This window comes from Nonomuraea sp. NPDC048881, assembly GCF_040649795.1.
Lineage (GTDB): Bacteria > Actinomycetota > Actinomycetes > Streptosporangiales > Streptosporangiaceae > Nonomuraea.
In genome coordinates, this window is sequence record NZ_JBEZGC010000024.1 from 113116 (window position 1) to 127110 (window position 13995).

Below are 13995 nucleotides of genomic sequence, written 5' to 3' on the forward strand. Positions count from 1 at the left end.
GCGTGTCCACTATGTCACGCTGAATCACCTGTCGGCCGCTGCGAGCCCGAGCAGCTCCTCCGCGTGCGCCCGGCCCAGTTCGGAGTCCTCCAGACCGGCCAGCATGCGCGACAGTTCGCGGACGCGCCCCTCGTGGTTGAGCGTGACGACCCCGCTGCGCACGACGCTGCCGTCGCTGGCCTTCTCGACGACCAGATGCTGGTCGGCGAAGGCCGCCACCTGCGGGAGGTGGGTGACGACGATCACCTGCGCGGTGCGTGCGAGCCGGGCCAGCCGGCGCCCGATCTCGACCGCGGCCTTGCCGCCGACCCCCGCGTCGACCTCGTCGAACACGAACGTCGGCACCGGGTCGGCACCGGCGAACACGACCTCGATGGCGAGCATGACGCGGCTCAGCTCACCGCCGGAGGCGCCCTTGTTGAGCGGCAGCGGCGGCGCGGCCGGGTGGGCGGCCATCCGCAGCTCCACCTCGTCGACGCCCTCCGGGCCGAACTCGGCGCTCTGGGTGAGCTGCACCACGACCCGGGCGTGGGGCATGGCCAGCGCGGTCAGCTCTTCGGTCACGGCCTGGCCGAACCGCTCGGCGGCGGCCTCGCGGACCTTGGTGAGCTCGGCGGCCAGGGTGGTGAGCCTGGTGGTGAGCTCCTCGTGCTCGCGGGTGAGCTCCTCGATGCGCTCGTCGTCGCCTTCGAGCTCGCCCAGGCGGGCGGCCGCCTGCTGGGCCCAGGCCAGCACCCCTGCGCTGTCCTCGGCGTACTTCCTGATCAGGCTGCCCAGCACGGACCTGCGTTCCTGCACGGCTCCCAGACGGGCGGGGTCGGCCTCGATGGACTCGGCGTAGGCGGCCAGGTCGGTGGCGACGTCGGAGATCAGGTATCCGGCCTCGGCGAGCCGGTCGGCCACGCCGGCGAGCTGGGGGTCGTAGTCGCGCACAGCCTCGACGGCCGCGCGGGCCTCCCCGAGCAGCGAGATCACGTCACGGGCGCCGCCGCCGGCCTCCATCGGGTCGCCGAGCAGCGCGGTGTGGGACGTGGTGGCGGCGCTGCGCAGCGCGTCGGCGTGCGAGAGGCGCTCCTCCTCCTCGCGCAGCTCGGCGTCCTCGCCCGGCTTGGGGTCGACCTTCTCGATCTCCTCCAGGCCGAACCGCAGCCGGTCGGCCTCCTGGGCACGCTCCCTGGCCTGGGTGGTCAGCTCGTCGAGCAGCGCCCCGACCTGCTTGTGCCGCTTGTACGCCTGTGAATACGCCCGCAACGGCTTGACCAGCTCGTTTCCGGCGTAACGGTCGAGCGCGGCGCGCTGCCTGGCGGCCTGCAGCAGCCGCTGCTGGTCCATCTGCCCGTGCACCGCCACCAGGTCGTCGGCCAGGTACGTCAGCGTGCCGACGGGCACCGTACGGCCCCCGAGCCAGGCCCTGGAGCGGCCCTCGGCCGAGACGGTGCGCGAGATGATCAGCTCGCCGTCCTCGACCTCACCGCCGAGGTCCTCGACCTGCTGGGCGACCCGGCCGCCGGGCTCGACGACGAGCGTGCCCTCCACGGTCGCCTTGTCGGCCCCCGGACGGATGCGCGAGGGATCGGCCCGGCCGCCGAACAGCAGCCCGAGCCCCGTGACGACCATCGTCTTGCCCGCGCCGGTCTCGCCGGTGACCACGTTGAAGCCCGGCGAAAGCTCGAGTACGGCCTCGTCGATGACGCCGAGCCCCTGGATGCGGACCTCCTCGACCCTTGGTCGCACTGCCCACTCCCGTCACTGCCGTGCCTGATGGCCGGTCGATTGTCTCCGGACACCTGTTGCCCATGGGATCCTACGCGCTCCGCCCTCCATTCATTCAGGGTCGCACTCTCCCGCGCCATCCCTGAACCGGTAGTTCGAACTTGGCGACCAGCCTGTCAGTGAAGGGCGCGCCGGTGTTCTCGACGCCGTGCAGACGGGCCAGGCGCACCGGCTCGGCGCCCCTGCGCACCTCCACACGTGACCCGGAGGGCAACTCGAAACGGCGGCGGCCGTCGCACCACAGAACCCCGCCCGGAGTGTCCGGCAGGATCTCCACGGCCATCGTGGACCGGGGCGAGACCACCAGCGGCCGCGCGAACAGCGCGTGGGCGCTGATCGGCACCAGGAGCAGCGCCTCCACCTCCGGCCAGACCACCGGCCCGCCGGCCGAGAACGCATACGCCGTCGAACCCGTAGGAGTGGCGCATATCACGCCGTCGCAGCCCCAGCGGGACAGCGGCCGCCCGTCGATCTCGGCGACCACCTCCAGCATGCGTTCCTGCTTCTCCACGGTGACCTCGTTGAGCGCCCACGTGTCGGCGATCACCCGGCCGTTCTGCCTGGCCAGGACGTCGATCGTCATGCGCTCCTCGACGTCGTAGCGCCCGGCGACCACGCTGTCGACCGCCGAGGCCAGGTCGGCCACCTCCGCCTCGGCCAGGAACCCGACGTGCCCGAGGTTGACCCCGAGCAGCGGCGTGCCGGCGGGCTTGGCCAGCTCGGCCGAGCGCAGCAGCGAGCCGTCGCCGCCGAGCACGATCATGACCTCGGCGTCCTTGGCCGAGCCGGGGTCGTCGCTGGGGACGACCTCCACCCCGCCACAGCCGATGTCACGTGCCTCGGTGTCCAGGACGCGCACGTTGATGCCCGCCCCGACCAGCCGGTTGATGACCAGACGGGCGCTCTCGACGGCGGCGCCCCGCCCGGTGTGGACGGCGACCAGCACGGTCCGGTTCATTGCGGCCCTTCCGCGACGGCACGCTGGATCTCGGCATCGAGCTCGGCGACGGGCGGATCACCCTCTCCTTTGCCCAGCCACAGCAGGTATTCGACATTTCCGGAAGGGCCGGGCAGCGGGCTCGCGGTCACGCCCCGCACGCTCAGCCCCAGCTCCTGCGCCTTGGCCGCGGCCTCGCGCACCGACCTGGCCCGCAGTTCGGGGTCGCGCACCACGCCGCCCGCGCCCACGAGCTCCTTGCCCACCTCGAACTGCGGCTTGACCAGCATGACGAAGTCGGCCCGCGGCGCGGCGACCTGCGCCAGCGCGGGCAGCACGAGCCGCAGCGAGATGAACGACAGGTCGCCCACCACCAGCGTGGGCGGCTCGCCGACCATGTCGGGGGTCAGGTCGCGCACGTTGACGCGTTCCATCACGGTCACCCGCTCGTCGGTGCGCAGCGACCAGGCGAGCTGGCCGTAGCCGACGTCGACGGCGAGCACATGGGCCGCGCCGTGGCGCAGCAGCACGTCGGTGAAGCCTCCCGTGGAGGCTCCCGCGTCGAGGCACCTGCGCCCCTCCACCGACAGGCTCTTGAACGCCTCCAGCGCCCCGAGCAGTTTGTGCGCTCCCCGCGAAACGTAGTCGGGCCCGTCGGCCGACTCGGCGACGACGATGGCCGAGGCGGTGTCGACCTGGGTAGCGGGCTTGTGCGCCTGCTGGCCGCCCACGCTGACCCGCCCGGCCTCGATGAGCTGGGCGGCCTGCTCGCGCGACCTGGCCAGCCCGCGGCGCACCAGCTCGCTGTCGAGACGGATCCTGCGGCTCACCGCTCGCCCAGCGCTTCGTCGCCCGCACCCGCGAGAGTGGACTCCAGCCCGGCGAACGCCTCCTCGAACACGGCCACGTGCTCGTTCACCGGCAGCTCGCCCACACGACCGAGACCGGCCACGATGGCGTCGACCCGCTCGTCACCGGTCTCCTCCGGCAGCTCACTCATGACTCGACCGTAACGCCTCGGGCGAGCGCCCGGGACCTTGGCAGGCGTGTCACGCGTTGACACTCATACGGGGGTGCTAGTGATGTGGAACGCTACCGACCGCAAAGGGAAAGAAAGGATGCCCAACATGGCAAGCGTCGAGGAGTGCCGGGCGGCACTGGCCAGGCTCGTCGCCCAGTTCGACGAGATCGGCGCGGAGGATCGTGCCAAACACGTGGTCGAGCGCACGGTCAGCGCCCGGGTCTCCGACCTCGACGTGATCTTCTACGGGCGGCTGCACCACGGGGGGCTCGACCCGTTCACTGAAGAGCCGCCGGCGGGCGGCAAACCGGCCGATGTGAAGATCACCATCGCGAGCGACGACCTGGTCGCGCTGGTCGACGGCGAACTGGATCTGGCCCGTGCGCTGCTCGGAGGGCGGGTGAAGATCGACGCGAGCTTCGGCGACCTGCTGCGCCTGCGCAAGCTGATCTGACCGGTTCCGTTCAGGCGGCTCTTCGATGTCCTACGCAGCTGCGCAGCGCGGGTGTTCGCTGTCAGGCGACTACTCGGCGCGTGCGTCAACTGTTAGGCGACAAGCGAACAGCGAAACCTGCCCCTCGACCCCCGACCGACTGAGCCGCCCCCCGGCGGCCACGTCGCCCCCATTTCCTCACCCCACGCGCTTCAGGACGTCCTTGATCGCGTTCTCCCCGATCTGTCCTTCGCCCGCGGCCGTCCAGGCAGCGTCGCAGGCCGCGCGCAGGCCGTCGATCCGGCTGCCGTCGCCTTCGAGGCGCAGCGTCCCGTCACGCCACTCGGCCCGCCATCCCCCGCAGGTGCCGTCCCGCACGTCGGGATAGGGCTGGACCAGCGCGCCGAGGTCCTCGGCCAGGTACGTGGGCCGGTGCCGGGGCGCAGCGGTCAGCACGTCGAGCGGGGTGGCCACCCCGGTGAACACCAGCAGGCTCTCCACCCCCGCGTTCGAGGCCCCTTCGATGTCGGTGTCCAGCCGATCCCCCACCACCAGCGGCCGCCGAGCGCCCGTACGGATCATCGACTCCCGGTGCAACGGCGGATCCGGCTTACCGGCGTACACCGGTTCGACCCCGGTGGCGGCGACGATGACCCGGACCATTGCCCCGTTCCCCGGCAGTTCGCCCCGCCCGGTCGGCATGGTGCTGTCACCGTTGGAGGCCACGAACAGCGCACCCTGCCGTACGGCCAGCGCCCCCTCCGACAGCAGGGCGTACGACAGACCGGGAGCGATCCCCTGAACCACCGCCGCGGGCGACTCGGCCGCGACGGACACCGGCCTGAGCCCATGAGCACGTACGGCCACCCGCAGCCCCGACCCGCCCACGACCAGCACCGCGGCGCCCGGAGCCACCCGCTCGGCGACCAGCCGCGCGGCCGCCTGCGCCGACGTCACCACATCGGCCGCCGTGGCCGGGACGCCGAGTTCCCGCAGGTGGGCGGCGATGGCGGCGGGTGTCCGGGAGGCGTTGTTGGTCACGTAGGCGAGCCGGACCCCCTTGCCCTGCGCCTCCTCCAGCGCCTGCCTCGCCCCGGGAACCGCGTGCTGTCCGAGATAGACCACACCGTCGAGGTCGAGCAGCAGGGTGTCATAGCCGTCAATCAGCACAGCGCCTCTTCCCGTTTGACTCTCACGCCGCGTGAGACTTTAGCGTCGCCTTCGTACCCCGCCACAGGAAGCCCTCTCCTCGTGGATCGGGAAACCCGTACCCGACACCGGAAGGACGACCATGTCCCGCGAGCCCGACGCCACGACCGAGGAACGCGGAGAACTGCTCGGCGCTCCCGCCCATGACGAGTACGCGGCGGAGGCCGAGGAACGCTGGGGCGGCACACACGCCTGGGCCGAATCCGCACGCCGCACCTCGACCTACACGCAGGAGGACTGGCGGCGACACGAGGCCGAGGCAGCCGCCCTCTCGGCCCGCCTCGCCGACGCGATGCACGCCGACGTCCCGGCAGACGGCGACCTCGCGATGGACCTGGCCGAGGAACACCGCGCCCACCTCTCCCGCTGGTTCTACGACTGCACGTACGACATCCACCGCGGCCTGGCCGACCTGTACGTCTCCGACCCCCGCTTCACCGCCGCCTTCGACCGCACCTCACCCGGCCTGGCTGCCTACCTTCGATCCGCCATCCTCGCCAACGCCACCCGCCACGGCTGACCCCTGTCACCTGACCAGTCGCATGGACGTGATGCCGCGCGTGGAAGGCGACGGCCGACAAGCCCGGAACTGGGGGCACGGCCCTCAAGGCATGCCTGCACGCTCGAACAGGAACGGCCTGGGCAGCCACGACGGCTGCGTTCGCCGCACCACGCCCCCTGGGCACTCGGCTGGGAAAGCCGCCGCACAGGCCCCTCATGTCCCAGTAGGTCGTGTTCTCCACACAACCCGAGTCGGTCGCCCAGCAGTGGGGTAGCCACTTCTCCGGTACTGGGCGGAGTCATCACGGCCGGCCAGGTGCTCGGGGGCGAGGGCGGGCACGTGTCGCGATGTCCCTCGGCCGCCGTCAGGAGCTGGGGAACGCGAAGACATGGCCGCCCATGCGTGACGGCATGAACGCCTCGTCGAGGCCCCGGAAGGCCCTCAGCGACAGCGTCACCCCCATGGGCCGACCAGGGCAGGGCATAGTCGCATGCCGGGCCACGGACACACGCCGTCCAGCACGGGGCCAGGCCAAGGAAGCGCTCTGCTGCGACGACGCCCTCTCGTCACGACGGGCCGCGAGCGAACACCGCAGGGGCTCCCGTCCGAGCTGATGCCCCAGGGAGGATCGAAACGCCCAGCTGACACAGTCGCTTGGGAGGCGACGTTCGCCATGGCCGGCTCCCGCGCCCGCCTACCCCCTACATCTCTCGGCGAGCCCTCAACGTCGCCCGCACACTCTTCAAGGCCGACACGTAATGCCGCTCGTCCGGCCGCATGGCCACCGCGATGGCCAGCGGCTCCTGAGCGCCTTCCAGATCCCCCGTACGCCACAACGACAAGCCCAGCCCGAAGTACGCATAATCCTCAGCCGGGTTCGCATCCACGATCTGCCGGAAGCTGGCCGCGGCCTCCGCGTACTGGCGGGAGTTGAACTGCGCCCGAGCCAGCGCCTCAAGGATGCTCCGGGACTGCGGCTCAGCAGCGGCGGCCCGCTCCAGCAACGCCGCGGCAGCAGCCGGACTCCCCTCCTTCAGCAACTTCACCCCACGCTGATACCAGTCGTAAACCCCGCCCCCGGGAACGCCACCCACGGACTCATCGTGACCATTTCCGCCCTGAACCATGCGTGAGGACTCCTTCATCGCTGGACGACGAACCTCGCTCCCGCTCCGCCGCGTAAGGGGCGCGACAGCAAACGATTGGGGCAACTCCTGGTAGGCGCAAGCATTTATGGGAGCATGCCCGGTATGGGGACTCCTGAACTGCCGGTGCCTGACGGACTGGTGCTACGGCCCTTCCGAGGCGTACGTTTCGATGTCGAAGATCCCGCCAAGGTGACCTCCCCACCGTACGACCTGATCAGCGATGCGGACGTCGAAGCCCTCCTTGCCTCCCACCCGAACAACGTCGTCCGCCTCATCCTTCCCTGCAACCCCGAAGCGACACCCGCCACCGAACCCGGCACCCATCGCGGCCCGGCCGATACCCCGTCCAGACTCCGCCACCGGACCGAGGTGCCGCTCGAAGCCCGCTACTCCGAGGCCAGGGACACGCTGAGGGCCTGGCTGGACGCCGGCGTCCTGGTGGCCGATGACACCCCCGCCCTGTACGTGTACGAGCAGAGCGGCCCGCACGTCCTCCAGCGTGGCCTGATCGGCGACGTCGGCCTGGTCGACCCCGCCGAACGCGTCATCCTCCCCCACGAGGACGTCATGCCCGGCCCCATCGCCGACCGGCTGGCCCTCATGAGCACCACCGAGGCCAACCTCGAACCCATCTTCCTGCTCTACAACGGCGACAACGGCAAGGCGACCCGCCTGGTGGACGAGGTGGCCGCCAAACGACCGCCCCTCGTCACGGCCGGAACCGAGGACGGCCTCACCCACCGGCTGTGGGCGATCACCGACCAGGACGAGATAGACGCCATCAACGCCGACCTGCGCAACCGTCAGGCCCTGATCGCCGACGGCCACCACCGGTACGCCACCTACTGCGTCCTCCAGCGTCAGGAGCACGCCGCCCGCCAAGCCCTGCGGGACGGAACCCACCAAGCCACGCCCTACGACCTCCAGGCTTCTCAGCACGTCACCCTCAACGCGCCCCTGAGCCCGTCCACCCGTAACTCCCAGGACACATTGCCCCCGTCCCCCGAACACTCCACCGCGCCGGACCGCCCCGTAACGCCCTCTCCCAGCCCAGTCACCTCGTTCCGGCACGAGCTGACCGATCACCTGGCCCATCCGTCAGCCGAATCGGCCTCCGCCCCGGCCGACCCCCGGCAGGCGCTGGGCCCCTGGGACTTCGGGCTGGCCCTGATCGTCGACTCCACCGCCTACCCACCCGACCTCAAGGCCATCCACCGCGTCATCCCCGGTCTCCCCTTGACCGAGGCCGCCGCCCGGGCCAGGGGCGCCTGGCAGGTGCACGACTACGACGACCTGGCGCAGGGCCTGGAGGCACTGCAGAACGCGGCCGAGCCCGCCTTCCTGCTCGCCGGCGAGAGCGGCACCCATCTGCTCACGGATCCCGACCCGGTGCAGCTGAACCTGGCGATGCCGGACCACCATTCGGACCGCTGGAACTCGCTGAACACCTCGATCCTGAGCGAGTTCATCCTGCCCAAGGTGTGGGGCATGGAGGACGACGAGCGGGCCGTACGCATCGTCCACCACGACACCGAGGCGGCGTTGCGGCTCGCGATCCAGACGGGCGGCACAGCCGTCATCCTCAAGCCGCTCATGGTCCATGACGTGCTGGCGGTCGCCGCGGGCGGCGAACGAGTGCCCCGCAAGTCCACCTCCTTCGGCCCCAAACCGCGTACCGGCCTGGTCCTGCGCACATTCGCCATCGACTGACGCCGCCCCTGCCGCGTGGCCGCGCCTCCCCTGCCCACCTCCGAGCGCTCTCCGGGGCGGCGCCTCGCCATCGCCGGCAAGGTCACCCCGCCCCGGCCAACTGAGCCACCTGCCGCGGCACCCGGCTCGGAACCACCTCCTCAGACGGCTCAGGAACCGTCTCCTCGACAGGTCTGACGGCACTGACCTCCACCTCGTACCGCCAGATCTTGGCGGCGGCCGGACCGAAGACCCGGCAGCGGAAGGCGCCCGTCACCCCGATGAAGTCTCGCGGCTTGAGGCCCCGCACGATCTCCGCCACCTCGGGATCGAACGTGACGCACGGGATGCTGTCGGTGAGAGCCGGGCCTCGCCGGTGCCTGCGCCGGCGGCGGACGATGACGCGCCACTTCGTGGCCATGTCGCCGCTCGGCATCGCGTATTCCTCGACCGCCGCCGACAGCCGCCCCACCAGCACGACCTCGTTCCGATCCATTGTCGTCCTCCCGTTTGTGTTCCGGAGGAGATCACTCTCTACGATGAAGGGAAGCCCGGATCGATACGAACGTCGTTCTGGGGATGACGGATGTACGCGCGGGAGTGCCTGTGGACAACATCACCGCACTAGGCGGCGACGTCTATGAGATCGACACCAAGATGGCCGGATACGCGGGCATCACCGCCGGCTACCTGATCCTGGGAGATCGGCCGTGCCTGGTGGAGACGGGCACCTCGACCTCGTCCCCCGTGGTGCGCGACGCGCTCGCCTCGCTCGGCGTCGGCCCGGACGACCTGGCCACCGTGGTGGTGACCCATATCCACCTGGACCACGCGGGCGGTGTGGGCGACATCGCGAAGTTCTTCCCGTCCGCGCAGGTGGTGGTACATGAGAAGGGCGCGCGCCATCTGGCCGATCCGTCGCGTCTGATGGCCAGCGCCCGGATGGTCTGGGGTGACCAGCTCGACACCCTCTTCGGCGAGCTGTCCCCCACCGAGGCCGAGCGGATCGTCGCCCTGGGCGACACCGGCGCCATCGACCTGGGCAACGGCCGTACGCTGAGCAGCCACTACTCGCCTGGCCACGCCAAGCACCACGTCGGCCTGATCGACTCCGCCACCGGAGACCTCTACGTCGGGGACGCCGCGGGTGTGTACCTGCCCCAGACCGGCGACCTGCGCCCCGCCACCCCGCCGCCGGACTTCGACCTTCAGACGGCCCTCGACTCGATCGCCCTGTTCCAGGCACTTGGTCCGCAACGGTTGCTGTTCAGCCACTACGGACCGGTCGGCGCCGTCCAGGAGACCCTTGAGCGGTCCGCCGAAGAGCTCCGGGTCTGGGTGGACCTCACCCGTCAGGCACATTCGGAGGGGCTCGACCTCGATCACGCGGTCGCCATGGTCCGCGACCGAACCAAGGAGCGCTACACCGCCCTGCAGTCGGACGACGTGACGGCCGAGCAGTTCGAGCTGCTGAGCGGCGCCCCGTCGAACGTCGCGGGCATCCTCCACTGGCTCAACCGCGTCGAACGATGACGACCGGCCGATCACACCCCATGTGACACAAAAAAACTCCGCCGTACCCCTGATCATCAGGGGTACGGCGGAGCGGCAACACCTACTCGTCGTTCTTCTTCGGCCGGTCCTGAGCGGATTCGTCCGTCTCGACTTCCAGCACGTCACCGAAGTCCGGCTCGATGAACGCGGGCGTGATCCCCGGCGTCCCGGCCTCCGCCGGCTTCTCTTCCTCGCCACCGTCGGCGGGCTCGCCCTCCGGCTCAGCCGTCTCAGCAGCGACCTCGGCCGTCTCAGCAGCGACGGCGTCCTTCGGCTCGACAGGCGCGGCAGGCTCGACCGGCTCGACAGGCTGCTCGGCGGCCTCGGGCTCCAGGAGGTCGTCCGCCTCGGCCAGGGCCTCGTCGTCCTCTTCCTCCTCCTCGGCCAGCTTGCCCGCGTCGGCGGCGCCGGCGTCGTCGAAGTCGTCCTCGGAGTCGAGGTCCTCCTCGAAGTCCTCCTCGACGTCCTCGATGACGGCTCCGGTGAGCTCGGCGTAGCGCTCGGCCGCGTCCGTCTCGCCGTCCTCGTCGAAGGCCATCGCACGGGCGAACCAGTCGGTCGCCGCCTCCTGGTGCCCGGCGTCGGCCAGGGCGTCCGCATAGGCGAACGCGAGGCGCGCCGACCACGGCTTGGGCTGCGGGTCACGCAGCTCGGGCAGGCGCTGAAGGGTGATCACGGCCGCGTCCTGCTGGCCGAGGTCACGCCTGGCACCCGACTCGACGATCGTCAGCTCGATGCGTCCGGCCCGGTCGAGGCGCTCGGCCTCCGGCGAACGTACGAGATCGATGGCCCGCTCCGGACGACCCATACCGCGCTCGCAGTCGGCCATGACCGGCAGGTACGCGTCGGACCCCGTCATCCTCCTGGCCGCACGCAGGTCGCTGAGCGCCTCGGAGAAGTGCCCGGCCCGATAGGCGACGATGCCCGCAGCCTCGCGTACGACACCGATGCGAGCGGCGAACCGACGCGCCACCTTGGTGTGTTCGTGCGCCTTGTCGGGATCGTCCTCCTCAAGGGCGCGCTCGGCGGCGACCAGGTGCCTGCCGACCAGGTCGGAGAGGTCACCGGGCAGCGAACGCAGTTCCTCGCGCACTTCCTTGTCGAGCTCTTCCGCGGTGATGTCGGGCGCCACCTCGGGCAGCCTCTCGCGCTGCGGGGCGTCGGAGTCGCGCTCCTCGCGGCCGTACCTGGCGCGGGTGCCGCCGCCCGGACGCTCCCCGCGGTCGTCACGCGAGAACGGACGCGACTCACGGTAACCGCCACCCTCGCGACGAGGCCCGTAGGAGTCGTCGCGACGCGGGCCACGGTCGTAGCCACCCTCGCGACGGGGACCCCGGTCGAACCCCTCACGACGCTGCCCGCCGCCGCGGTCGTCACGGAACCCGCCCTCTCGGCGCGGCCCCCCTTCGCGACGCGGACCACGGTCACCGTAACCGCCGCCTTCACGGCGCGGACCACGGTCGAAGCCCTCACGGGGACCACGCTCGGAGCCCTCACCACGAGGACCACGGTCATAGCCTTCCCGGCGCGGGCCCCGGTCACCGAAGCGGTCGTCGCGGCGCTCGCCGTACCCGCCGCCCTCACGGCGCGGGCCCCGGTCGAAGCCTTCGCGACGCGGCCCGCGGTCGAAGCCTTCCCTGCGCGGCCCGCGGTCAAAGCCCTCGCGACGCGGCCCACGCTCTCGGTCGAACCCCTCACGACGCGGACCCTGCTCGAAGCCCTCACGACGCGGACCCCGGTCAAAGCCTTCACGGCGCGGACCCCGGTCAAAGCCTTCACGGCGCGGACCGCGGTCACCGAAACCGCCACCTTCACGGCGCGGCCCACGGTCACCGAAACCGCCACCTTCACGGCGCGGCCCACGGTCACCATAGCCGCCGCCCTCACGCCGCGGTCCGCGGTCCTGGAAGGGACGACGCTCGTCGCCCTCACGACGCGGCCCGCGGTCACCGTAGCCACCGCCCTCACGGCGCGGCCCACGGTCCTGGTACGGACGGCGGTCATCGCCCTCACGGCGCGGCCCGCGATCATCCCGGTCCCGGTAAGGAGGACGCTCCTCACCCTCACGACGCGGCCCGCGATCGAAGCCCTCCCGGCGAGGACCACGGTCGAAGCCCTCACGACGCGGACCACGGTCAAAACCCTCACGACGCGGCCCGCGATCGCCGTACCGGCTCTCTCGACGCTCGCCGCCGCCGCCCTCGCGACGCTCGCCGTAGCTGCCTCCGCCTTCACGGCGGTCACCGTAGCCGCCCTCGCGGCGGGGTCCGCGGTCGTCCCGGTCGCGGTAGGAGCGGCCCTCATCCCGGAAACCGCCCTCGCGCCGCGGCGCACGCTCGTCGCGGGAACCCTCCCCGCTTCGGGGCGCTCTGTCCTCGCGGTTGTACGGCCGCGGCCGGCCCTCTGAACGGAACGGACGATCGCCACCGGAATCACGCCCGCGAGAGCCGTATCCGCCAGTCCTGCCGCCGCTGGAGCGCCTGTCCCCGTAGTCGCCGCGCCCGCGCTGTCCGCCGTCCGATCCGTTATCACTGTTCACTTCTGGTCCATTTCGTTGGCTCACTCAGCGGACTCACAACGGCGGTCCACCGTGGCTGGTCGCCGCCCGCCCGCGGGCCTTACGCGACGAAGGCCACCCGTGGGGGTGGCCCGCTCCCCCCCAGCCTAGCAAGCCCCCGACCGTTAACGAGCCCTCCAGCCACCCACGACGATCCCAGCTGCACCTCCACCCACAGAACGCCGCTCACTAGAAAGACGCAGGAGGTCTCCTCATCTACATCTGGCGGACGTTCTCGTGCACGTGTCTCCGGAGGCATTGGAGGAAGCCTGTGAACGACGAGTTCTGCGAGACACATCGCGGACGAGCCTGTGGCCTAGGGGTGGCTCCTCACAACTGCTGGGCGCCAGACGCCCCAAGAGGGGCTCTGCTCTAATGCGACCGATCCAGAAGGCACCAGAACGACACCTAGCGCACCGCTCCTGCCAGGAGAGGCGGCCGAGGAATTGCCGGTTCAACCGTGTGTGCAGCAATTGGCTCACCGCCATCCCCCATGGCAGGCTCACGAGGCATATAAGGCGTCGCGCCCGACCTCCAGGCACGGAACGGCAGTCGCTGGGGTCGATGTGCTCGTATCCAACAGGGGCAAGCCAGGTACGGAGAGCGCGTCAACACATGGAGTCCCCTACAGCGCCCCTGCCCTTACAGGAAGCTCCGTGTTCGCGAGCTGGCCGGCGCGACTGGTGGCCAGCCGCGTTTACACGGAACCGAACTCCCAAGGCGTGTTGTGCTGCGCGCCATCTGAGCTCTTCATCGGAAAACGTGTACAACGCAAAGAAGCCCCACACGATCCGTGTGGGGCTTCTTTGAAAGATTGTCCGGCGGTGACCTACTCTCCCACACCCTCCCGAGTGCAGTACCATCGGCGCAGAGAAGCTTAACTTCCGGGTTCGGAATGTAACCGGGTGTTTCCTTCTCGCAATAACCGCCGTAACTCTATGAAACTGTCAAGCGGACTGCCGCTTGCTGTTTCAGAATTGCATAGTGGACGCGGGCAAGAATTTCCTTGGTGTGGCGCAGCTCCGGACCCGGCGAAGAGTAACAGAGCGCAGCACACACCAAAGCATTATGCTTTGTGGTCAAGTCCTCGGCCTATTAGTACCGGTCAGCTCCACACGTTACCGTGCTTCCACCTCCGGCCTATCAACCCGGTCGTCTACCGGGAGCCTTAC

13 protein-coding genes and 2 rRNA genes are annotated in these 13995 nt (G+C 70.4%); 5 read left to right on the forward strand and 10 right to left on the reverse strand.

The genetic code is table 11. From position 1 onward, the window contains the following. Positions 1-24: 24 nt before the first annotated feature. The 4 genes from recN to AB0C33_RS45650 all read right to left on the reverse strand — a co-directional run bounded on the left by recN (position 25) and on the right by AB0C33_RS45650 (position 3710). Entirely contained in the window at positions 25-1734 is a 1710-nt protein-coding gene (gene recN / locus AB0C33_RS45635; protein ID WP_358300241.1) for a DNA repair protein RecN, read from the reverse strand. 94 nt (positions 1735-1828) lie between these two features. Further along, positions 1829-2731 (reverse strand): NAD kinase, encoded by a 903-nt coding sequence (locus AB0C33_RS45640; RefSeq protein ID WP_352364459.1) that lies wholly within the window; start codon positions 2729-2731, stop codon positions 1829-1831. Beyond that, on the reverse strand, positions 2728-3540 hold the full coding sequence (locus AB0C33_RS45645; protein WP_352364461.1) for a TlyA family RNA methyltransferase: 813 nt from the start codon (positions 3538-3540) through the stop codon (positions 2728-2730). Before AB0C33_RS45645 ends, AB0C33_RS45640 begins: the two co-directional genes overlap by 4 nt. After that, entirely contained in the window at positions 3537-3710 is a 174-nt protein-coding gene (locus AB0C33_RS45650; RefSeq protein ID WP_352326208.1) for a hypothetical protein, read from the reverse strand. The genes AB0C33_RS45645 and AB0C33_RS45650 overlap by 4 nt, the downstream gene beginning before the upstream one ends. Before the next feature lie 127 nt (positions 3711-3837). Between AB0C33_RS45650 and AB0C33_RS45655 the strand changes: the two genes are divergently transcribed. Next, positions 3838-4185, forward strand: a complete 348-nt coding sequence (locus AB0C33_RS45655; protein ID WP_352326207.1) for an SCP2 sterol-binding domain-containing protein — start codon at positions 3838-3840, stop codon at positions 4183-4185. A gap of 177 nt (positions 4186-4362) precedes the next feature. Here the strand turns inward: AB0C33_RS45655 and AB0C33_RS45660 are convergent, their stop codons facing one another. Then, positions 4363-5334: an HAD-IIA family hydrolase gene (locus AB0C33_RS45660; protein ID WP_358300245.1), complete on the reverse strand. Its 972-nt coding sequence runs from the start codon at positions 5332-5334 to the stop codon at positions 4363-4365. A gap of 121 nt (positions 5335-5455) precedes the next feature. Here AB0C33_RS45660 and AB0C33_RS45665 point away from each other — a divergent pair, with 121 nt between their 5' ends. After that, positions 5456-5893 (forward strand): TipAS antibiotic-recognition domain-containing protein, encoded by a 438-nt coding sequence (locus AB0C33_RS45665; protein ID WP_358300248.1) that lies wholly within the window; start codon positions 5456-5458, stop codon positions 5891-5893. A gap of 683 nt (positions 5894-6576) precedes the next feature. Here the strand turns inward: AB0C33_RS45665 and AB0C33_RS45670 are convergent. Continuing rightward, entirely contained in the window at positions 6577-7002 is a 426-nt protein-coding gene (locus AB0C33_RS45670) for a tetratricopeptide repeat protein (RefSeq protein ID WP_352326203.1), read from the reverse strand. 123 nt (positions 7003-7125) lie between these two features. On the opposite strand from AB0C33_RS45670, the gene AB0C33_RS45675 reads away from it, so the two are divergent. Further along, positions 7126-8733 carry a DUF1015 domain-containing protein gene (locus AB0C33_RS45675; RefSeq protein ID WP_358300251.1) on the forward strand — a complete coding sequence of 536 codons (1608 nt, stop codon included), beginning with the start codon at positions 7126-7128 and terminating at the stop codon, positions 8731-8733. Positions 8734-8815: 82 nt separating this feature from the next. On the opposite strand, the gene AB0C33_RS45680 is transcribed toward AB0C33_RS45675, so the two are convergent. Next, positions 8816-9208, reverse strand: coding sequence for a single-stranded DNA-binding protein (locus AB0C33_RS45680; protein ID WP_358300254.1), 393 nt, complete (start codon positions 9206-9208; stop codon positions 8816-8818). Between the two features lie 110 nt (positions 9209-9318). Between AB0C33_RS45680 and AB0C33_RS45685 the strand changes: the two genes are divergently transcribed. Then, the gene (locus AB0C33_RS45685) at positions 9319-10245 is read left to right on the forward strand and encodes an MBL fold metallo-hydrolase (RefSeq protein ID WP_352364472.1); all 927 of its coding nucleotides are present in this window, start codon (positions 9319-9321) and stop codon (positions 10243-10245) included. An 82-nt stretch (positions 10246-10327) separates the two neighbouring features. Here the strand turns inward: AB0C33_RS45685 and AB0C33_RS45690 are convergent, their stop codons facing one another. Next, entirely contained in the window at positions 10328-11359 is a 1032-nt protein-coding gene (locus AB0C33_RS45690) for a hypothetical protein (protein ID WP_358300258.1), read from the reverse strand. On the opposite strand from AB0C33_RS45690, the gene AB0C33_RS45695 reads away from it, so the two are divergent. Further along, complete coding sequence (locus AB0C33_RS45695; RefSeq protein WP_358300261.1) at positions 11303-12673, forward strand: hypothetical protein; 1371 nt, start codon at positions 11303-11305, stop codon at positions 12671-12673. The genes AB0C33_RS45690 and AB0C33_RS45695 overlap by 57 nt on opposite strands. A 966-nt stretch (positions 12674-13639) precedes the next feature. Here the strand turns inward: AB0C33_RS45695 and rrf are convergent. Together rrf and AB0C33_RS45705 are read right to left on the reverse strand one after the other, a co-directional pair. After that, a 5S ribosomal RNA gene (gene rrf / locus AB0C33_RS45700) occupies positions 13640-13756 on the reverse strand. A 142-nt stretch (positions 13757-13898) separates the two neighbouring features. Further along, positions 13899-13995 (reverse strand): 23S ribosomal RNA (locus tag AB0C33_RS45705); the annotation flags it as partial.

Coding starts and splice junctions, on each gene's coding strand:
- AB0C33_RS45640 (WP_352364459.1), bottom strand. CDS start 2,731: ATGAACCGGACCGTGCTGGTCGCCGTCCACACCGGGCGGGGCGCCGCC.
- AB0C33_RS45650 (WP_352326208.1), bottom strand. CDS start 3,710: ATGAGTGAGCTGCCGGAGGAGACCGGTGACGAGCGGGTCGACGCCATC.
- AB0C33_RS45655 (WP_352326207.1), top strand. CDS start 3,838: ATGGCAAGCGTCGAGGAGTGCCGGGCGGCACTGGCCAGGCTCGTCGCC.
- AB0C33_RS45665 (WP_358300248.1), top strand. CDS start 5,456: ATGTCCCGCGAGCCCGACGCCACGACCGAGGAACGCGGAGAACTGCTC.
- AB0C33_RS45670 (WP_352326203.1), bottom strand. CDS start 7,002: ATGGTTCAGGGCGGAAATGGTCACGATGAGTCCGTGGGTGGCGTTCCC.
- AB0C33_RS45675 (WP_358300251.1), top strand. CDS start 7,126: ATGGGGACTCCTGAACTGCCGGTGCCTGACGGACTGGTGCTACGGCCC.
- AB0C33_RS45680 (WP_358300254.1), bottom strand. CDS start 9,208: ATGGATCGGAACGAGGTCGTGCTGGTGGGGCGGCTGTCGGCGGCGGTC.